This is a genomic window from Gracilibacillus orientalis, from assembly GCF_900114645.1.
Lineage (GTDB): Bacteria > Bacillota > Bacilli > Bacillales > Amphibacillaceae > Gracilibacillus > Gracilibacillus orientalis.
Genome location: NZ_FOTR01000002.1, coordinates 545,655 through 565,238, shown reverse-complemented (window position 1 = coordinate 565,238; position 19,584 = coordinate 545,655). Strand labels below are relative to the sequence as shown.

Annotated in this window: 15 protein-coding genes, 14 tRNA genes, 2 rRNA genes and 2 pseudogenes; 31 read left to right on the top strand and 2 right to left on the bottom strand. The window is 33.8% G+C overall.

Features of this window, described 5'->3' with window-relative positions; genetic code table 11:
• From BM121_RS06130 to BM121_RS06050, 16 genes are all read left to right on the top strand, one after another.
• Positions 1 to 322 (top strand): 23S ribosomal RNA (locus BM121_RS06130); the annotation flags it as partial.
• 119 nt (positions 323 to 441) lie between these two features.
• Positions 442 to 558 (top strand): 5S ribosomal RNA (rrf, locus tag BM121_RS06125).
• 13 nt (positions 559 to 571) lie between these two features.
• Positions 572 to 646, top strand: a tRNA-Asn gene (locus BM121_RS06120).
• A 4-nt stretch (positions 647 to 650) separates the two neighbouring features.
• Positions 651 to 742, top strand: a tRNA-Ser gene (locus BM121_RS06115).
• Between the two features lie 11 nt (positions 743 to 753).
• Positions 754 to 828 (top strand) — tRNA-Glu (locus BM121_RS06110).
• A gap of 42 nt (positions 829 to 870) precedes the next feature.
• A tRNA-Val gene (locus BM121_RS06105) sits at positions 871 to 946 on the top strand.
• A 33-nt stretch (positions 947 to 979) separates the two neighbouring features.
• Positions 980 to 1,056 (top strand) — tRNA-Met (locus BM121_RS06100).
• 4 nt (positions 1,057 to 1,060) lie between these two features.
• Positions 1,061 to 1,137 (top strand) — tRNA-Asp (locus BM121_RS06095).
• A 19-nt stretch (positions 1,138 to 1,156) separates the two neighbouring features.
• Positions 1,157 to 1,232, top strand: a tRNA-Phe gene (locus tag BM121_RS06090).
• Positions 1,233 to 1,274: 42 nt separating this feature from the next.
• Positions 1,275 to 1,360: transfer RNA gene (locus BM121_RS06085), tRNA-Tyr, on the top strand.
• A gap of 28 nt (positions 1,361 to 1,388) precedes the next feature.
• Positions 1,389 to 1,459: transfer RNA gene (locus BM121_RS06080), tRNA-Trp, on the top strand.
• A gap of 13 nt (positions 1,460 to 1,472) precedes the next feature.
• A tRNA-His gene (locus BM121_RS06075) sits at positions 1,473 to 1,548 on the top strand.
• Positions 1,549 to 1,559: 11 nt separating this feature from the next.
• Positions 1,560 to 1,634: transfer RNA gene (locus BM121_RS06070), tRNA-Gln, on the top strand.
• A gap of 5 nt (positions 1,635 to 1,639) precedes the next feature.
• A tRNA-Gly gene (locus BM121_RS06065) sits at positions 1,640 to 1,714 on the top strand.
• Between the two features lie 155 nt (positions 1,715 to 1,869).
• A tRNA-Gly gene (locus BM121_RS06055) sits at positions 1,870 to 1,944 on the top strand.
• Positions 1,945 to 1,990: 46 nt separating this feature from the next.
• Positions 1,991 to 2,071, top strand: a tRNA-Leu gene (locus tag BM121_RS06050).
• 505 nt (positions 2,072 to 2,576) lie between these two features.
• Here BM121_RS06050 and BM121_RS22650 read toward each other — a convergent pair.
• Positions 2,577 to 2,810 (bottom strand): annotated as a pseudogene (locus BM121_RS22650) (IS3 family transposase); the annotation flags it as partial.
• A gap of 604 nt (positions 2,811 to 3,414) precedes the next feature.
• On the opposite strand from BM121_RS22650, the gene BM121_RS06040 reads away from it, so the two are divergent.
• The 10 genes from BM121_RS06040 to BM121_RS05995 all read left to right on the top strand — a co-directional run bounded on the left by BM121_RS06040 (position 3,415) and on the right by BM121_RS05995 (position 14,759).
• Positions 3,415 to 3,618, top strand: coding sequence for a thiazolylpeptide-type bacteriocin (locus BM121_RS06040; protein ID WP_091482388.1), 204 nt, complete (start codon positions 3,415 to 3,417; stop codon positions 3,616 to 3,618).
• A 140-nt stretch (positions 3,619 to 3,758) separates the two neighbouring features.
• On the top strand, positions 3,759 to 4,481 hold the full coding sequence (locus BM121_RS06035) for an ABC transporter ATP-binding protein (protein ID WP_091482386.1): 723 nt from the start codon (positions 3,759 to 3,761) through the stop codon (positions 4,479 to 4,481).
• Positions 4,447 to 5,187: an ABC transporter permease gene (locus BM121_RS06030; RefSeq protein ID WP_217649303.1), complete on the top strand. Its 741-nt coding sequence runs from the start codon at positions 4,447 to 4,449 to the stop codon at positions 5,185 to 5,187. The genes BM121_RS06035 and BM121_RS06030 overlap by 35 nt, the downstream gene beginning before the upstream one ends.
• Positions 5,172 to 7,694, top strand: coding sequence for a lantibiotic dehydratase (locus BM121_RS06025; RefSeq protein WP_091482384.1), 2,523 nt, complete (start codon positions 5,172 to 5,174; stop codon positions 7,692 to 7,694). Before BM121_RS06030 ends, BM121_RS06025 begins: the two co-directional genes overlap by 16 nt.
• 338 nt (positions 7,695 to 8,032) lie before the next feature.
• The gene (locus BM121_RS06020; protein WP_139220251.1) at positions 8,033 to 8,755 is read left to right on the top strand and encodes a hypothetical protein; all 723 of its coding nucleotides are present in this window, start codon (positions 8,033 to 8,035) and stop codon (positions 8,753 to 8,755) included.
• Positions 8,752 to 10,212 carry a hypothetical protein gene (locus tag BM121_RS06015; protein ID WP_091482380.1) on the top strand — a complete coding sequence of 487 codons (1,461 nt, stop codon included), beginning with the start codon at positions 8,752 to 8,754 and terminating at the stop codon, positions 10,210 to 10,212. The genes BM121_RS06020 and BM121_RS06015 overlap by 4 nt, the downstream gene beginning before the upstream one ends.
• Positions 10,205 to 11,812: a YcaO-like family protein gene (locus BM121_RS06010; RefSeq protein ID WP_175495342.1), complete on the top strand. Its 1,608-nt coding sequence runs from the start codon at positions 10,205 to 10,207 to the stop codon at positions 11,810 to 11,812. Before BM121_RS06015 ends, BM121_RS06010 begins: the two co-directional genes overlap by 8 nt.
• Positions 11,787 to 13,142: a hypothetical protein gene (locus BM121_RS06005; protein WP_091482376.1), complete on the top strand. Its 1,356-nt coding sequence runs from the start codon at positions 11,787 to 11,789 to the stop codon at positions 13,140 to 13,142. Before BM121_RS06010 ends, BM121_RS06005 begins: the two co-directional genes overlap by 26 nt.
• A 20-nt stretch (positions 13,143 to 13,162) precedes the next feature.
• Entirely contained in the window at positions 13,163 to 14,026 is an 864-nt protein-coding gene (locus BM121_RS06000) for a thiopeptide-type bacteriocin biosynthesis protein (RefSeq protein WP_342714400.1), read from the top strand.
• Positions 13,989 to 14,759: a SagB/ThcOx family dehydrogenase gene (locus BM121_RS05995; protein WP_175495341.1), complete on the top strand. Its 771-nt coding sequence runs from the start codon at positions 13,989 to 13,991 to the stop codon at positions 14,757 to 14,759. The genes BM121_RS06000 and BM121_RS05995 overlap by 38 nt, the downstream gene beginning before the upstream one ends.
• Before the next feature lie 19 nt (positions 14,760 to 14,778).
• Here the strand turns inward: BM121_RS05995 and BM121_RS05990 are convergent.
• Positions 14,779 to 15,085 (bottom strand): annotated as a pseudogene (locus tag BM121_RS05990) (transposase); the annotation flags it as partial.
• A 74-nt stretch (positions 15,086 to 15,159) separates the two neighbouring features.
• On the opposite strand from BM121_RS05990, the gene BM121_RS05985 reads away from it, so the two are divergent.
• From BM121_RS05985 to BM121_RS05965, 5 genes are all read left to right on the top strand, one after another.
• Positions 15,160 to 16,044 carry a hypothetical protein gene (locus BM121_RS05985; RefSeq protein ID WP_091482370.1) on the top strand — a complete coding sequence of 295 codons (885 nt, stop codon included), beginning with the start codon at positions 15,160 to 15,162 and terminating at the stop codon, positions 16,042 to 16,044.
• 52 nt (positions 16,045 to 16,096) lie between these two features.
• Positions 16,097 to 17,236, top strand: a complete 1,140-nt coding sequence (locus tag BM121_RS05980; RefSeq protein ID WP_091482368.1) for a hypothetical protein — start codon at positions 16,097 to 16,099, stop codon at positions 17,234 to 17,236.
• A 16-nt stretch (positions 17,237 to 17,252) separates the two neighbouring features.
• Positions 17,253 to 17,972: an SDR family oxidoreductase gene (locus BM121_RS05975; protein ID WP_091482366.1), complete on the top strand. Its 720-nt coding sequence runs from the start codon at positions 17,253 to 17,255 to the stop codon at positions 17,970 to 17,972.
• Between the two features lie 600 nt (positions 17,973 to 18,572).
• Positions 18,573 to 18,839 (top strand): autorepressor SdpR family transcription factor, encoded by a 267-nt coding sequence (locus BM121_RS05970; protein ID WP_091482364.1) that lies wholly within the window; start codon positions 18,573 to 18,575, stop codon positions 18,837 to 18,839.
• Positions 18,839 to 19,477: an SdpI family protein gene (locus BM121_RS05965; protein WP_091482362.1), complete on the top strand. Its 639-nt coding sequence runs from the start codon at positions 18,839 to 18,841 to the stop codon at positions 19,475 to 19,477. Before BM121_RS05970 ends, BM121_RS05965 begins: the two co-directional genes overlap by 1 nt.
• Positions 19,478 to 19,584 lie beyond the last annotated feature (107 nt).

The following is a 19,584-nucleotide window of genomic DNA, read 5'->3' as shown; positions in this document are numbered from 1 at the left end:
CTGGGTTCAGAACGTCGTGAGACAGTTCGGTCCCTATCCGTCGTGGGCGTTGGAAGTTTGAGAGGAGCTGTCCTTAGTACGAGAGGACCGGGATGGACATACCGCTGGTGTACCAGTTGTTCCGCCAGGAGCATCGCTGGGTAGCTACGTGTGGAAGGGATAAGTGCTGAAAGCATCTAAGCATGAAGCCCCCCTCAAGATGAGACTTCCCATCTATTCGATAGAGTAAGATCCCTCAGAGACGATGAGGTAGATAGGTTCGAGGTAGAAGCGTGGTGACATGTGAAGCTGACGAATACTAATAGATCGAGGGCTTAACTATACAATTTGTTTGAACTTGTCAATCACTCTTATTTAGTTTTGAAAGTATATTAAATTTTCTCTTGTTTTTTTGAAAATACATAGTATAATATTCTTTGTCACTAAAAATATCGGTACAAGCTTGGTAGCGATAGCGGAGAGGTCACACCTGTTCCCATGCCGAACACAGTAGTTAAGCTCTCCAGCGCCCATGGTAGTTGGGGCTCGCGCCCCTGCGAGAGTAGGACGTTGCCAAGCAATTTTCTTCCATTCCACAGTAGCTCAGTGGTAGAGCAATCGGCTGTTAACCGATCGGTCGTAGGTTCGAATCCTACCTGTGGAGCCAAAATGGAGAGCTGTCCGAGTGGCCGAAGGAGCACGATTGGAAATCGTGTGTGCGGTCAACGCCGTACCGAGGGTTCGAATCCCTCGCTCTCCGCCACTTTTAATATAGGCCCGTTGGTCAAGTGGTTAAGACACCGCCCTTTCACGGCGGTATCACGGGTTCGAATCCCGTACGGGTCACCATTATTTAAACCAGTTTAAGGATGTCGTAACGTCCTGTATTTCGGAGGATTAGCTCAGCTGGGAGAGCACTTGCCTTACAAGCAAGATGTCGCAGGTTCGAGCCCTGCATCCTCCACCATTAACAAATTAATACATTTATTATTCTTATTGTCGCGGGGTGGAGCAGTCTGGTAGCTCGTCGGGCTCATAACCCGAAGGTCGCAAGTTCAAATCTTGCCCCCGCAACCAAATTGGTCCGGTAGTTCAGCTGGTTAGAATGCCTGCCTGTCACGCAGGAGGTCGCGGGTTCGAGTCCCGTCCGGACCGCCACTATAACTTATCAATTCCTGGCTCGGTAGCTCAGTCGGTAGAGCAACGGACTGAAAATCCGTGTGTCGGCGGTTCGATTCCGTCCCGAGCCACCACTTTTATAGATTTTTTTCTTATTTAATAGGTTCTTTAATTATGGAGGGATAGCGAAGTTGGCCAAACGCGGCGGACTGTAAATCCGCTCCCATCGGGTTCGTAGGTTCGAGTCCTACTCCCTCCACCATTTTATTAATTATATATATGATAATCGTAGGGGTATAGTTTAAAGGCAGAACAGAGGTCTCCAAAACCTCCAGTGTGGGTTCGATTCCTACTACCCCTGTTTTCTTATCATGGCGGTCATGGCGAAGTGGTTAACGCACCGGATTGTGGTTCCGGCATGCGTGGGTTCAATCCCCACTGGCCGCCCCATTTTTAAATATTGGGCTATAGCCAAGCGGTAAGGCAACGGTTTTTGGTATCGTCATGCGCTGGTTCGAATCCAGCTAGCCCAGCCAGTCATGCGGAAGTAGTTCAGTGGTAGAACATCACCTTGCCAAGGTGGGGGTCGCGGGTTCGAATCCCGTCTTCCGCTCCAGGAAATTAATCATTTAGTTTGCCAGATGGTTAATGCATTATTCCGTGCCGGGGTGGCGGAATTGGCAGACGCGCTAGACTTAGGATCTAGTGTCTCTTGACGTGGGGGTTCAAGTCCCTCCACCCGCACCATACAATGATGATAAATAAATACACGCGGAAGTAGTTCAGTGGTAGAACATCACCTTGCCAAGGTGGGGGTCGCGGGTTCGAATCCCGTCTTCCGCTCCAGGAAATTAATCATTTAGTTTGCCAGATGGTTAATGCATTATTCCGTGCCGGGGTGGCGGAATTGGCAGACGCGCACGACTCAAAATCGTGTTCCTCTGGAGTGCCGGTTCGAGCCCGGCCACCGGTATTTTAACGTTAAATTTATTTTGGATTAAACAATCCATATACCCTTATAAATGTTGTTATATCAACGTTTATAAGGTTTTTTTGTTTTTAAAGACTCCATGCAAATAAGATGCTTTTGAGATTTTTTTGTACAAATTAGGTACAAGCTAGACAGCTATTTCATCTAAAATCTTGATTGTGTTCTTTTCATCTTCTTCTTTCATTTCTTTTAAGGTATGTGCGTATGTTTTCCAAGTTGTGCTGAATCTTTATGTCCAAATCATTCACTCACATAATCAATGAAGAAAGCAATCCAAGATCACCGTGTAATCCCCTTAGCCTCCTAATAATTCTCCCCAATCTTCGGGACATTTGTTTGATGTCAGGATGATGAATGGTGATATTATGTCAAGAAAATAGACACAGCGAATAGGGAGAAAGTTGTTTTCCCTACCGCGTTTCGCTTGCTGGCCTCTCTGTTAGGTGAAGGGATGTATCCCTTCACCTAACAGAGAGGATAATATCTTCTACACAGCTATATGACTTAAGCGCTTATAATACTTCTTTTCATAGTCCATTGGTGATAGGTATTGATTGGTCGAGTGAATACGTTTGTAATTATAAAAACTGACAATATATTCAAATATACTTCTTTCGGCTTGCTCTCTCGTTTGATAATTCTGATGAAAAATCAATTCTCTTTTTATGATACCATGAAAGGATTCTATAGAAGCATTATCATAACAGTTTCCTTTTCTGGTTTTATTATATTCGAATTTCTCCCATTTTTCCGTGTCCAGTTTTTAGACTAACATCAATCATTACTATTCCAAATATTAATGTTCTAGGGAGTCTATAAGTATAATTATTGCGCCCTTACTTGTAATTTAATGGGTTAATTGTACTAATACGTAAATTATAACTATATGTCAATATTTATGGTTATCAATCTATGTAATATTTGTCTATAAAATGTTGTGATTTTAGGATACAGTCCTATAGTTTTTTATAATTCTACGAAAATCATTGCACTTTTAATAGCTTTATACTATATAAATGGTATATTTGTCCTAATTTATAAATATAAGGTAGTTATATATAATTATTTCCATTATTTAGAATTGAAATAATTTTCTGGATAGTTTACTATTAAATTACTAATTGGTATAGAGAATGATGGAATTTATTTAGATATGGAATTGGATAGTAGATAGAGATTTTGTAACGGGTAATTTGGAGTTCCTACGCATTACTAATGTAACAGGAAATGATCATACATATATTTTACTAATACCTCATATCCAAATGAACTGATCCAATCCAATCGTATTATAATAAGCTCATAATTCAAGGAGGGAAATGCTTATGGCTACAGAAAATAATGTTTTGGAAGAAGAGTTAATGGATTTTAATGACGTGGATTTAGATGAAGCATTTGAGGGGGTTGAAGTAATTGAATTAGATGAGTCAGTTACTTTATCAGAAACAGCAGCTTCTAGTGGAATTAGTTCTTGTACTAGTTGTTCTTGCTGTGCTTCAACCTCTTGCTGCAGCGTAAAAATAACCTAATTTTTTTAGAGTGTTTACAATTTAATTAAGTAACATTCTCTATACCAATATTTTTTATGTAGCCTTTCACAAACATTACTTATTGTACATTTTTTTCTTAAGGGAATAAACTGATTATTTAAAAATTGGAGGATATTATATTGAGAATTGTAAATGTAAGTAAAAAATATGGTAATACAGTAGCCCTCGATAATATTTCATTTGACGTTGTACCCTCAAGTATTATTGGAGTAATTGGTCATAATGGGAGTGGAAAAACTACTTTACTTGAGATATTGATGGGTATTCAAAAACAAACAAGTGGACAAATATTAAATGTTAATCCTGAACTAAAAGAATTCAAAGAAAAGATGGGGGTCATCCTCCAGGAGAATGCAGTTTATGAAAATATTACAGTAGGGGAGCTATTAAGGCTCTTTGCTAGTTATTATAAAGATACGTATGACATAGATTATTTGGTGGACGTATTAAATATGCATGACTTTAAAGGAAAACTCTATAGTAAACTATCAGGTGGTATGAAGCAAAAGGTTAATTTAGCATTGGCATTCATAAATAAGCCGAAATATGTTTTCTTAGATGAACCGACTACAGGATTAGATCCAATTGCAAGAAAAAATTTATGGAATGCCTTAAATGTTTTATGTAAGGATACAACTGTCTTCCTATCATCCCATTATATGGAGGAAGTGGAGCAAAATTGCCAATACTTAGTTTATCTAGATGACGGTAATTTAATATACAGTGGATCAATTGATAAATTTAAGAATCTACATCATCCCAAAGCGTTATCAGAAATTTACATTAGTATATCAGGAGGGGAATACAATGATAATGACAGAACAGTTGAAAGTAGAGTTTAAAGTCTATTTACGGCAACCACTATATCTCGTATTTACTATACTTATGCCTGCAATATTTTTTCTGTTTTTTGGGATGATGTATGCTGGTGAGCAGTATAATGGTATTGATTTCTTTTCACAATATATCCCAGGTTTTCTTGTCCTCATTTTATTTGCATCTTCTGTATTTAATATAGGAAACCAAGTTGTTACAGATAAAGAAAAGGGTGTTTACAAGAGATTGAGTGTGGCACCAATTAGTTTTAATAGAATTATGTTTGCAGTGATTAGTAAAGGATTTATCGTTGCTTTGATAGGTTATATTGAAATTTTAATCATTGCTAAATTTGTCTTCGATGTAACCTTTAGTTCGATTTTTGTCTTTTCCATATCTTATGTTGCATGTATTATTTATGCTTTAATAATAGGATTTGGCTTAGGTATGGGGATTAAAACATTAAACAATTATACAGTTATTATGATGACCAGCTTTTTCCCAATGTTTATGTTATCTGATGCAGGATTACCCCTATCTCTGTTTCCGGAATTTGTTCAAAATTTAGCTTACCTCAACCCACTTTATCATATGAACATCGCTCTGCGTGTTGCTTGGAATACAGAGTTATATACAACATATCAAAGTGAATTTTTCATTTCACTAGCATTTTTATCGGTCTTTATGGTTATATTCTTAATGTGGGTGATTGCTAAATGGCGAAAGAAATGACAGTTACCATACATCCAGTAAGTATGATAAGAGAAAAAGTAAATGGATATTTGTTATTAACGAACAAATATCCTATTTGCCGATTCGTTTTTAAGTATTTGGAAACGAAGGACCGTTTTCACCGGCAATGTACCATGACTTTGGAAATTCTAAATGAAGAGATTCGTTCGCGAGATTCAAATGTAAAAAAATTAAGAACAGCGATAAAGAATAGGAATGAAAATTTCCCATTCTCTCAAGTAATTACAAAAGAATTGCTCCCAATAAAGAATGTCATTGAGAGATTGAATGAAACAGCGGCAGTTTTAAAACAAGAAAAGGAACATTTGAGTGATACAATAATAGAAGAATATGACTTAAATAGGAATAATTTAAAGGCATTTTTTGAATCAAACCAAGATGTGACACAATCATTGTATCAAGTAAATAAAGACATACTACCTAGGTTACAGAAATACATTAATGGCGAGATAATAAAGCCTAAGGAACGAAGGAAATTAGAACTGGTTCTTATGAGAATAGCCACAAGAGGGGTTACTAAAACAAGCCCACTGGCAAGGTTTAATAAAGTATCTTTTAATAAAAATCACGTTGCAACAGATGGTGAGAGCACAGCTTTCTACTCGGTAAATAAGCCGCAAATTACAATTAACAATGTTTTTCTCCATCGGATCTTTGAAGCTTTTTCGCTTGCGACGTTAAAGTATACGCCGTTTATTATTAATGAGAATTATTACGTGGAGAATGGCGATATTTTAGTGTTCACGCAACAATCTGATAATAACAAGGTTTATAATACGAGTGATAAAATTACAAAGATTAAGGCAAGCAATATTATAGTTGATATCTTAAGGAAATATGACAAACAAGTCATTTCCTTTGAAAAGTTGATTAATGAATACCAAATACCAGAAGAAAAAATCATTAAGTTACTTAATAATTTATTCAAAACAGGACTATTAAAGCTAAAAAACTATTTATCAGAACATGGGGAACCAATAAAGGTGATAATCAATCATATCCAAAGTTATCAGGGAAAAATTGATGATCGATGGATTGCTGTTGCTGGGTTGTTAAAAGAGATAGAACACAATCTATATCATGTTAACGTTGATAGAAATTCAGATATTATTGACTATATTTATCAATTGGCCTTTAAAATATCGCAATTGACTGGCATAAAACCAGTTCAAGAACAGCTCATATATGAGGATCATGTTATTGAATCGAGTAAGACGAATAATATTGTCTCAAAAGAAAACTTAGAAAGCATGGAAAAGTTAATTAAACTCTTTACGATATTTGATGTTAATACGAGAATACAATTGGAATTAAGTGAAACATTGTTGAATGAGTATGGATCAACGAATATAAATGTGTCGGACAGGAAGCTGTTTCAGCATATTGGAAATGTCAATATGAAGTATAGTGCCTATTGGAGAGCACCATGGAAAGAGATAGAGAGCCAAAATGATAGAGTACAGACTTTGAATAAACTGAAAAATGCATTTATTACATTATTAACAGAACAACAATTAAAAGGTGAAGAAATCATCATACGTGAGGAAGACCTTGAAAGATTATATGAGGACATTCCGGATCCATTACAATCGAAAGAGAGTTCCTACAGTTTTTTTTATCAGAAAGAACAGGATTCTATCATTATTAATAAAATTTATCCTGGTTATATGAGCTTCTACCATCGATTTGTTCGTTATACAGACATCATGGATCATTACAAGAACGAAATAAAGGCATTTTATAATGACGATCGGATGATTGAAATAAATGAAGGGTTTGGATTTAATGCCAATGTTTATACCCCATTTATGGATTATCGGTTAAAGTCATCGTTAACAAGGGATCACGAGATCGATTCCTATTATAAGAAAGTATATGAATTAAACGACATGGTTCTTTCTTGGAAGGATCCTGATTTCTATTTAGAGGACAAGCATGGAAGACCGTTTAAACCGATTATTAGTTCCAGTCTAATAAGGATCTTATTTCCTGGAATCATAGCATTTTATTCTGCTTTATTTTCAAACATTAGCCATATTTCAGAGCTATCGGCGATTTTTTTACAGGATATTAGTAAAAAGGATGTCATTCCCATACCAGCTGTGAGGTTGGGGAGCATTGTGTTGGATCGCAAAAAATGGTTAGTGAAATCAGAGACTTTTCCTGAGCATTCGAATGATGACTTGATAGATTCAGTCATCCATCTCATCGAATTCATAAAAAAACATCAGCTGCCAGAGAAGTTCTTTATACAGAAGCGTAAATCACCTTATGAAGAAAACTTTGTAGACAATATTTCCATGGAATTCGATAAACCACAATTTATTGACTTAAATAATATTATTTTGGTTAAAATCCTTTTTAATTTTGCTAAAACTTCAAAGTGGTTATTAATTTCAGAAGTGCTTCCCTTCAAAGTTGGATCACCAGAATATATGACTGAATTCAATTATTCTGCAGGAAAAAAAGAGGTGTTTCGCCAATGAGCTATTACAATTTGAAAATTCATATCAATTTACCATCACAGATTAAGAATATTTTTATTATCAAAAAGCTCATTCCTTTTTGCAATAATAAATTGGACCAGATCCCATACTATTTCACAAGAAATATAGAGTATGGTCCTATAATTAACCTTTATGTTCAATGCTCCGAAAGAGTAATTACTTATATTTATTCGGAGCTCTATAATCAATTTAATCAGTTTATAGATAATTTAAAGGCAGCTGAAAAGTCTGCAAATAAGGTTTATATTGAGCGATATAATGATTTGAAAAGGATGAATGGTATAAAAAATAAAAAGCCTCAGGATAATCTCACTATCATGTTTTATAAACTGAACAATATTGAAAGACATGGGGAGTACGGTAGTGAGCAGGAAAAGTATCTATTTACCAAATATTATTTTCTTTCTCAAAACCGTGTAGAGAAAACCATTCAATTCTTTAACAAAATACCTGAACAGGAACGGCTAGGTACCGTCTTGGGATTATTTACTGCTTGTTCACAACTGTTGGATGACACGGGGAAAGGCCATGGATACTTATCCTTTAAATCGCATTTATTAGGTTTTCTATCCTATAAGCATAAAGATATGCCGAAATATGAGCAACTTTTTAAAAATAATTTCGATAAAAATAAAGATGTGTATTGGGAAATAGTGAAGATAGCAAAAGATGACCAGCAGCTACATGATCTTAGGAAAGATCAACCACTTTTTGACATGATCTATGAATGGAAAAAAATCTATACTGAGATGTATGAAGATATGTTGACAGTTATTAAGGAGAACCCCCCTAAGCAAAATGTATTAGTAATGTTCAAAAAAAATCTTCGATTCGCACAGTATAGAAGTTTATCGTATTTTCATAAAAAGGCTTTTGCGAATAGTAACAAAACTTTCTTTGATAGCCCTGAATTTCAGGCCTATCGAATGGTCGTCAATTATGTTTACCAAACACTTCCTACCCTGGGGATAAGTTCGAGAAAACGAGTGGAAATGAGTTATGTGCTTGTCCATACAATGGAAGGTGGGGTGAGAAAATGATTGAAACAAGGAATAAACAAACGCAAAAACAGAAGTTCTTAGTTTATAAAGGAAACGCTTTTTTAAAGGAAGCAGAGCATGGGTGTTTAATCAGGGTGTCCAACAAAGAGTATAAAATCAAGGAATCATTGGTACCATACCATTTGCTCGCCTTAGTTATTCATTATCTAAGGGAGCCTAAGCAAATCCAATCCATGTATACTCAGGAAGGATTAAGGAAGTACAACCAGCAGGATATACATAACGCGATGATGCTTTTGTTAAAAGTAAACGCCATTACCTTTACAACATGTGAATTTGAGGATACGAACATTTTTAAGTATGTATTAAAAAATTATTCCCAACATAGTGATGTCCTGGAAGGCTTTTTTAACAATAAGGTACAAGTAATTACGAATTCAATGACCGAGGAGCAACTTGATTCAGTCAATTCTAAAATGACGTTTTTCTACAAGGGGATGGATGATGATACCTCCGTTTCCAATGATTTTATAACAGTGGTAAATTCTTTTGATGATTTATATAAGTTGGGGCCCCTTTCTTTTAACCGGCTCATTCTAATCACGACTTTTTTAAATAGTAATGTGGTTATACTTGTTCAAAATCAGGCTGAGTTAACGCATATCATTGATATTTTAGCTTATAAAGAATCAGAAAAGCAAACATCGGGTAATCATATATTATTTAATCTTATGGCTAATTATGCATTTATACTATTGATTGATTCATTTAGTTATAAACCACTTTATCGTAATACTTTTTTGTTTCAGCAGGACCTATCCATTAAAAACATAGCCATTCATTATGTAGATTTGAATAAGGGGTTTATTAGTAAACGAGCAAACATAACAAACGTGGAGAAAAATCAAGCATTAGATCAGTTTATCATGAGAGCAAAGGAATTATATGATATCTCATTTACGATAGACTTTACAAAGACGAAGAGTAATGAAAATAAAGTGATATCAGAGATGATGGATAGGGATCGTAAAGTGGAAGGAATAGGACAACAGAAGGTATTAGTTGATGCTATTGAAGATTCATTATCCACTGTCTTACGGAACTATTATAATAATGATGTAAAGATTGCTTTTGGTAACAATCAATTGTACAGCCAGGTAGCTCAATATTGTATAAAAATGGGGCTATATAAGATTTATAGTGATGTTCCATTATGGACTGAAGAGGAGAAAAAAGTAAGCTTATTAAATGATTGTATATTTAAAACAGAGGAGTTTATGGAAGGGGAGTGGAAGGTTTCCTATCACTTGTCGCTTCAGTCCCCCATGAACCCTAATCAAGGAGCTCAGTATAAAGCGGATAGTCGAACACCGAAAACCGATGAGGTATTTAAGGAGCTATTAAGTGATGCGAATGTCTTTCTTACATTTTGGGATGATATGGACTATTTTTATAGTATAGGTGTATTTATTTATAGGGTGAATGTCTATGAATGAGATAAATTGTTTAACGAAAAGATTCTTAATTAATAGTAATAGATTAAACTATCCTTTGAATCAAATAGCAAATGAATTATCAGAAAGGCTTTACAATAATAAAGGTGTTTCCTTGGAACCTATGAATGAAAACGACGATGAAGTAACAGACTTAATACTCAATAATTATAAACACTTACTTTCCGACATGCGAAAGGAATTGAAATATACATTCATCGAGTTTTCTAAGGACAAGCTGGAGTTCGAACATTCATCGATTAAGCTGTTCTTCGACCACGGCACACATGAAGAAAAAGAGAAGCATCATAAAAATTCCTTTAGGATTTCAGAAAAACCCGATTTATCAATGATAAAAAAGGAAAATTTCCATAATAAATATGGTGTGATTACGAATATTTATCGAGATATGAATTCGAGAGATATTTCGGTCGTTGGGGCAGAATTTAATGTGGAACGTAACACGGTATTTTCTTATGGTAGAGAAAAAGATTTTGAAGCAGCGGAAGTTAGTGCATTGCTTGAATTATTAGAAAGAATCACTACTTACAACATTAAGAAGGAGGTTGTTGAATCTTCTCTTGATTCTGGCGGGAGCGCATTTGTTGATCCTTCAGGAATGCTTCATTATAACTATGATTTATGTTCTATTCATCGCTTTGAAAAGACAAAGAGCTATAAATGGTTAAAATGTATGGATGTTAAAAAAGCGAAAGAGGTATACTTGCCATTGCAATTTTTCGATTTACAAGCAGAGGCAGATAAGAGATTTGTATTGGAAACCTCGAACGGTGTTGCTCTTGGAACAAGTCAGGAAGAAGCGAGACTTTATGCTTTGCTTGAATTAATAGAGCGTGATGCATTTCTTTTATTTTGGTATCGGCAGATTCAACTGAGAAAAATCTGTTGTGATTCCATCCCAAATGAACTTCAAGATATGATATACAACTATGAAACACCTCAGACAAAAATTCATTTATTTGATATGACGATAGAAATTCAAATACCAACTATTTTATGCTTAATAACTTCAAAGGATACTAATTTAGCGACTTATATTAGTACGGCAACACATATTAATCCCAATATTGCTATAAAAAATGCCCTTGATGAGGCAATTATTGGACATGCTATTTACAACCAAAATCCTAATATTGGAAAAAGGAGCTATAGTGATTATACAGACGTGAAAGAGATGTTTGATCATATTGACTTAGCTTCATCTACCGATACGATAAAAAGCTATGAATTCCTTACACAGCAGGAACAGTATTATTGTATAGAAGAATTATATAGAGATTACAGAGAGGAATATGGAAATTTTGAAACAATTGGTTCTGTATTAAAGTATGTCGAACAGCAGAAAATGAAAAATCATGAGACGATTTATTTTGCTGATTTATCTAATGAAATGATCAAAGAATATGGCCTGTTTTCAACAAAAGCCATTGTTCCTAGTATGTTAACAATGACCTTTGGATACACCTATTCTCGTATCAATATGCCAAGATTAAAAGCTGGTATCGATCATTCACTTGAATATAAAGATAAAGCAACGATTGAAGAGGGATGTTTTTATGACAAGCCACACTCATTTCCATAAACCTTCTAAAATAGACGATTTTATTCAACGTTTTTTTTATGATCGATATGATGCATTTCGAGATGAAGTCATATTTGCGCCAAAGAGGTTCAGTTACGAGATAGACACTGATTTAATATGGGATTTTTATGAGATGGGTCCTGATGTTAGAGTAGATATTGTTCGAAATAGTTTGCGATTATCAAGAATAGAGCCGGAAAATTCATACTTATTTCATACAAATGCCCCTTCAGCTCGTGGGATCAATAGTAATACAGTCCTTTATGTTGAAGTGGAGAATTTTCGTCTTACCGCATCCGTTTATCATCAAGAAAGTGACCAGTTTATAGTTATCTATAATGGGCCAACAAATAACAATGAGCGATTAAATGAATTTTGGATATTATATAACAAAAGCAACATCGGGAGAATATACGGGGATTTTGGTTATATTCTTTCCTTATTGGATGCTGGACATTTTATTAATCAGACGTCTTTCATTTCAAGTCTTCATAATGAAACGGTTTTAATTCAGTATGATGATATTAATGATTTAGGTTTAAACCTAACGAACCACGAATTTCACATATTGGCTAAGGTTACATTGTCTCCTTCGTTAGAATCTGCTAGTCAACAGATTCTAACGAAGGAGCACCAACAAAATTTATGCAAATTTACAGTTCACCACGATGTTCCATTCCAAGAGAATCCGTTAAACAATTATTTACAGTTGCTTTTTAAGGGAAGTCAAATTAGATTCTCAGAAAATAATACACAGGACTGCATCCATTATTTCGAGAATATAAAGGCAACCATGTACAATCGAACGAGCTCTCAATCACCCCAAGGATTTTCTGGATTTATCTTTGAAAATAACTCAAAGGAAATGAATAACCTAATTGAGTATATATCTACATGTTTACAAAGTCTTTCTACACAGCGATATTTTAGATTGTTATTGTTAAATCTCGGAGCGGTAAACAATAATGAAGGCGTACTTATTTCGAATGAAGGAATCCAAGAAGTTGATTTAAGAACATTTGATAAGAACTGTATTTTACAAGATGGACATGATTATTTGGAGTTGAATGGTTGCAAGTATATTATCTTTACAATTATTCAAAAAGAATTACTTCATCAGCCTTCAGGTTTAAATTATTCGTTAATTCAATCGGCAGAACTGATTCATAGTATTTCTTTATATCTTACTGGTCAAGTGTATGATACTAGACCAATGAAAAATATTAATGAACGTTATTTAGAGCAGGTTTTTAAACTGGACAATTCTTTAGTTTCCTATATGCTTATCGCCGGAAAATCTCACCATTACAATTTACGATTGGAAATATAATGTTTCATTGAAGAAAATTCATAGTAATATTTGGAGGTGCTATTATTTTTGATTCCATATATTTATATTGTCATAACATTGAAAAACAAGATCAATTGATCATCAAGTTATCAGATCTAATGAAGAAAGAGAAGGCAAATTGGTTTTTTATCCGTTATTGGGAAGGAGGTCCCCATATCCGGCTACGCTTTGTTAACCATGACAATTTGAAGAAAAAAACTTTAGAGATAGGAGAACAATTTTTTCAAGAACATATAGTCGATTCTATTGAACGCGACTTGTTTTATTCTCGGTCCACATTTGATGGGAAGGAAGTGGATCCCTCGACATTGCCTTGGTATGACAGTGGTTCAATCATTGAAAAGCCTTATATTCCAGAGATTGAAAGGTATGGTGATGGGGAGTTGTTGCATCGGTCAGAAGAGATATTTCACCTTTCTTCTCAGATGGTTGTTGAAATAGTGAAACGATCAACTACCTTAAATTCAAGACTCTACTCTTCTATTTATATGATGGTTCATTTATTAAAAAAGCTAGGATTTTTAGAATATCACTTCTTAGATTTATATCAAAAATATTGGAAAACATTAGCAAAAAGTGAAGTCAAGGTTGCCAATCAAGAGGTATTAAATAAAATTATAGGATCAATTCTTCAGGATAAGATAAGCAATAATTTACTAGATTATTATATCAAAAGAATGGTCCAGGGATTTCATAAGATAAAAGAACTAACTACGAGAGAAGAATTATCATATATCCTATCTTCTCAGCTGCATATGACGAACAATCGGTTATCAGTAACACCAGAATTAGAATATTTAATTTCAAAAAATGTGAGGGATTATATTGGAAAAGTGGAAAAAAGGCAAGCCGAATTACCATAATTTCGATGTATTAAAACAATTTCACAGAGAAACGGTTCATTTAATTTCCAATACTTCAATAAATACACGAGATAATGTAGCAGAAGCCTCGGGCGGGGAAGAATCTCTAACGGATCGTGAATCCATTCCGATTACTAATGGTCTCTCAGAAAATAACGAATTTGAAAGGGTATTGAAGAATAGGCGCACAAGTTGGGCTTTTAAAAATTCACTTGATTTCGATACCTTGTCAAGGCTGTTATCAATAGCTTTTAATGTGACGGAAATCAAGGAGTTTCAAGCTACGATGGTTCCTTTGAGAGCATACCCCTCCGCCGGAGCATCGTACTCTATTTCTATTTATGTATATATTAATCATGTACATCCTGAGATGAATGAGAATATTTATAAATACGACCCAGATACACAAGCATTATATAAAATTAAAAAATCTAGTACAGCGACCATGAACAACTTAACATCATCCACAAAGTATAACGTTCAGGATTTTTCCAATGCAAAGATGATTTTTTTTCTTTGTTCCAATTTTAAAAAGTTGTTTCCAAGGTATGGATTGTTAACCTATCGATTATCGTTATTGGAAGCAGGACATATGGCTCATAATTTGCAGCTTGCTTCAACCTACCTTGGTTTAAGTTCTGTACCGATAGGTGGTTTCTATGATTTGGAGGTAAATAAGGCTATTCCGGAGAATGAGGAGTATTATTGCCTTTACATCAATGCCATAGGGTAAGAAATTCAAACGTTGGTGTTTAGTTAAACAGATCTAAAGAGCACAATTGATTGGTTTTTAGTAGCGAAAAAACCAATCGTACTAATTTTCTTGCGGTTAAGACGAGTGCTCTTTTATGTTGGTGCTTGGTTACTTCTTGATATTTCTTTTGATAAAATGCTTGATACTCACTGTCACTTCTGCGTATGGAATCCGCAGCTTGAACCAGATAATAACGTAAGTATTTATTTCCTGTTTTCATCTGCTTCATCTTCACCAGATTGATATTGGTTCCATACGAGCTCTGCATATTTCGCTAAGGCATGATGATCTTTGAAACGCTTAATTCAAGGGGATCCGGATCCAACTGGAAATTCCTCTAAGAAGAGCTCTTAAACATATTATACGAGGAGTTTTAGGAATGAATTATAAACTATTAGATTATTATTGGATTATTTTAGATGGTAGTCGTATTGGATTTTATAATTTATTAGATGCTAAATATGAGCTTTTACTAAAGCTTGATAATAAAATAATTCAAAATATATTTCTGGCACTAAATCAACCATTTGAATTTAAAGACTTTCCTGAAAAAGAACAATTAATTATCCGGAAAATTCTCAAGCAGTATCATAATTATTTTGAAGAAATTACTTACGAAAAATTGGTAGAAGAAAGATTGAAGCATAGACGTATTGATGATTTTATTGAAACCAACCATCATGCATTTAGCATAAATATTCAAGGAATTAAAGCCTTATTGAAAGAAACAATTAATAATACATCGTACTGTTTCATAACTAATTCTAATCTATTTAATTTAGACTTATTTTTAGGGTATTCTACAAAACAAATTAATTTTGATAGCTTGAATTTAGATACAGTTGATAGTGTTGACACCACTTTTATTGTAGACAGTCAATCACTTACTGAGAACCAACTAGCAGATTTTGAAAAATACTGTGTTACACACAACGTTATCAGGATGTATGTCAAAGAGGATAAGGAAAGTATTGTTATCGGACCAACATTAATTGGAGAGGAATTTGGTTGCCTATTCTGTGGTGAACAATCAACTATTCATTTATATCATATTAAAGGGGAATCTACTTTTACTAGTCTTGTTAATTCGCTCGTTTTCACAGAGCTTTTAAAGATTGGAAGGAAAGTAATAAGTGCCCTTATAGATGATAATACAATTACTAAAGGAAAGTATATGAAAATATCAAAATATAATTTAGAAGCAGAAGAATATGAAGTGAACGCAAACGTGACCTGTAAGCTATGTGACTGCGTTTTTAATTAATAGGTCTTGAATCATTTGATTTGTATAGGATTTTGTAATCGGGGTGAAGGATATGTCAGTATGGAGTTTAGGAATTGTTGAAGTTGAAAGAGTACTATTTTTTCCAGATGAATTAAATGATAGAAATAAGTTTGGCGGTAATTTTTCATTCCTATCAATTAATGGATTTCTTAAAATAATCGATTTGTGTAAGATATCTAAAATTAATTTGACTTACTATACAGACGTGCCTGTTGAACAGACTAGAATGAATACATTATTTACATATATTGAAAGTCGTGCACGTGTAACAATTGACTTCATTCCATATGAACGAGAATTTAATCTGGGAGAATTCAGGAGTCAAGCTGTTACAATGAAAAGAAATTCTATAAAATCGTTTTTAACCGGTAATTATGACGGGATGGATTTTAGAAGATTAAAGCATATCTATTGTGATCATTTTTCTCTCCTAAATGACTGGGAGATTACAAACGACATGCCTCTAAACTCGGTTATTATTACTGAGAATAGAGAAAATTACTCAGATTATTTTAATGTCATGTATATAAATGAGAGTCACGTGCTGTATGATTCTGAACAACTGTATTTTGATCAGATAAAGATAGCTTCATTAACTACTGATGAATGTCAAATCATTTATAAACAGCTAAAAGAGGATCATACGATTCATTACCTTGTTCCTAAGCATGACTTAATACCTGACCTTACCCCGAAATTAGGAATAGTAACCTTGAATCTATTATATGTTTACGAGGATGGTGTCTATTGCAAATTCAAGGATGGCTTTATCAAGCTAGGAGCTTTGAATAATAGTTTAGATACTATCGTATTAAACGTAACTTTATTAACGAATCATGAGAGGTTAAAGGATATTAACTTAATAGAGGCTGTATTGTATTATGCTGCGAAATTAAAATACGATCATTGCCGTGTGGGACATATATTATTGTCCAATACTCGAAGAGAACATTTAGTTGAACACTTATGGGATATTTTAATTTTTTCCAAAGATAATCATTATGTCATTGTGGATATTAAAAACCAAAATATGAGAAAAGTAAAATTATTTCGTTTTGATTTAATTCAAATTATTGATCAATATAATGAGAAAAATCCTTTAAACTTTGCTTCAGATATAGGTTTTTCAAGAAAAATAAAACAAAAGCTTTTAGGAGCGGTGCACAAATAAGCTGGGGGTGGACCTCATGAAGGTATATGTGGGTGGATGCAGTAGAATGGCAATGGCGCTATTGAAGCGCCACAGAGATGAAGATGAAGATGAAGAAATTTTGTTAATTGATACCCCTCAAAGAATACGAAAACAGCTGCTATTTATAAAAGATAATCAATTTTTATATTATGAAATGGATTTTAGTGTATTAACTCAAAATGAGATTGATTCTTTTTATAATTATCTAAGTAAATTGAATAAAGAAGTAACAGAAGTCATTACAATGTCAGGAATTAATTACTCAAATAATATCTTTAGCGTAACATTAGATGAATGGGAAAAGACCCACAACATCAATGTTACTGGACCAATATTTATTGTGAAAGCTGTTGTAAATTTTATGGTGAAACGATCAAAAATCATCCTCGTTTCTTCTATCAACTCTTTTTATGGTCATGCTGATAGAATTGATTATTCAGCTGCAAAATCGGCATTGAATCAACTTTGTAGAAATCTTGCTTTAGAGTTAAAGGATCATGAGATTACAGTGAATGGTTTATTACCTGGCTATATTATTGATGATTTAAATGAAATTCCAATTGATATTGTATATGCTAGAAATAATAAGAAAGAAGTGAGTAATTATTTATTAGACTATGAAGAAGTGACGGATGTTCTTCAATTTTTAACTTCACCACAATCCAACGCTATCAATGGCCAGCTAATTGTACTAGATAAAGGGTATACACTCTAGTAAAAGTATCTGGTAAGGGCGGGGAGATGAAAATAGGAAGCAAACGGCTTCTTTAGTTTCGACAAAGATAACGCAAGAACCGTCCCTTTACTTCTGCACATCCGCCAATTAAAGTAGCTAATGTCAGGTATCCTTTTGAAATTTAGGAAAAGGTGTCAACTTAGATTAAAGTGCCTGACCCCCGGTACAGTAAAGTATTACCGCACCGGGGATCAGGCACCTATTACACGGTTCGAACCCGACCACCGGTATATTAGTAACTTTTTAAGTATATTTTTAAAGTAGTATTTGCGTTAGAATGTTGATATATCAATGTTCTAACGCTTTTTTTGTTTTTTGAGTTTACGATTGGTGCTACTCATACAGTAGAACAATCCATGCATCGTAGTTTGCCTCAACAAACACTAGCAAGTAATCTCAAGTGGATATACTTTTAGCTAATAATATTCTCAAAAGAGAAGGTCGCGTTAAAATGTAATATACTGGTGATCTTAGTTTATTTTTGAAATGGGTTGACACTTCTCCTGATAATGTATATATTTAAACTGTTAGATAATTATCTAAATGTCTAATAATAATGGCTAAGGAGTTAAAATTTAAATGAATAAGACATTCAAAGCATTGTCAGATAATACAAGGCTAAAAATATTGGAGTTATTAAAAGACAATGACATGACAGCTGGAGAAATCGCAGGACATTTTGATATGACTAAGCCGAGTATTTCCCATCATTTGAATCTGCTAAAGGAGGCAGAACTTATTTTTAGCCGTCGCAAAGGTCAGCATATTTTTTACTCATTAAATAGTACTGTATTTCAAGACTTATTTAAGTGGATAGTATCATTTCAAAAAAAGGAGGACCATTAATGAAAAATTGGATATTCATACTGCTAATTTTAGGTGCAATGCTTGTTAGTGTATGGGGAGGATTAGTATTACCGAATCAACTTATTGTAGGTTCATCACTTACCGATGAAACGAGTATAACACCGAAATGGTTTGTTTTAATCTTTATTCCATTAATTATGGCTGTTTTATATGTCATTAATTATTATTTAAATAAGATAGGAAGTGATAGTGAAGAATTTAGCAATTTGAAAAATACCATTAGCTCGATATTCTTGTCAATCCAATTTATCTTGTTAATAACACACTGTTTTATTATTTTTAATGGAACTCGCATGAATCTAAATGTAGACATTATATCCCCACTAGTTACAGGAATTACCTTCATTGTTACAGGAAATTATATGCCACGATTCAAAGAAAAATCTTATATGATGACTTCACAACCAGAAATACTCCAAAAGATAATCAGTAAAGAGGGAACCCGTAAATTATTTTTCAATATGTCGAGAATATTTGTGATTTCAGGATTTTTAATGCTAGTAACTGTGATATTACCATCAGGAATCAACATAATAACCTTTTTTATTTTATTATTTGTATCTGTGATAACTTTAATCTTTAATATATCTTATTATATTTACAAATTTAGAACATAGAGGTTAATTTCATGAAGGTTTATGCCTTCAGATGGAATAGGTATAAAGACAAATCTCATGAGCAAGGATAAAGATTTGTCACAAAAACTGATATAACAGACAAATCT

Bases quoted from the DNA above. Each gene is read 5' to 3' on its own strand.
- BM121_RS06040 (WP_091482388.1), top strand. From the start codon at position 3,415: ATGGCTACAGAAAATAATGTTTTGGAAGAAGAGTTAATGGATTTTAAT.
- BM121_RS06030 (WP_217649303.1), top strand. From the start codon at position 4,447: ATGATAATGACAGAACAGTTGAAAGTAGAGTTTAAAGTCTATTTACGG.
- BM121_RS06025 (WP_091482384.1), top strand. From the start codon at position 5,172: ATGGCGAAAGAAATGACAGTTACCATACATCCAGTAAGTATGATAAGA.
- BM121_RS06020 (WP_139220251.1), top strand. From the start codon at position 8,033: ATGTTTTATAAACTGAACAATATTGAAAGACATGGGGAGTACGGTAGT.
- BM121_RS06015 (WP_091482380.1), top strand. From the start codon at position 8,752: ATGATTGAAACAAGGAATAAACAAACGCAAAAACAGAAGTTCTTAGTT.
- BM121_RS06010 (WP_175495342.1), top strand. From the start codon at position 10,205: ATGAATGAGATAAATTGTTTAACGAAAAGATTCTTAATTAATAGTAAT.
- BM121_RS06005 (WP_091482376.1), top strand. From the start codon at position 11,787: ATGACAAGCCACACTCATTTCCATAAACCTTCTAAAATAGACGATTTT.
- BM121_RS05985 (WP_091482370.1), top strand. From the start codon at position 15,160: ATGAATTATAAACTATTAGATTATTATTGGATTATTTTAGATGGTAGT.
- BM121_RS05980 (WP_091482368.1), top strand. From the start codon at position 16,097: ATGTCAGTATGGAGTTTAGGAATTGTTGAAGTTGAAAGAGTACTATTT.
- BM121_RS05975 (WP_091482366.1), top strand. From the start codon at position 17,253: ATGAAGGTATATGTGGGTGGATGCAGTAGAATGGCAATGGCGCTATTG.
- BM121_RS05970 (WP_091482364.1), top strand. From the start codon at position 18,573: ATGAATAAGACATTCAAAGCATTGTCAGATAATACAAGGCTAAAAATA.
- BM121_RS05965 (WP_091482362.1), top strand. From the start codon at position 18,839: ATGAAAAATTGGATATTCATACTGCTAATTTTAGGTGCAATGCTTGTT.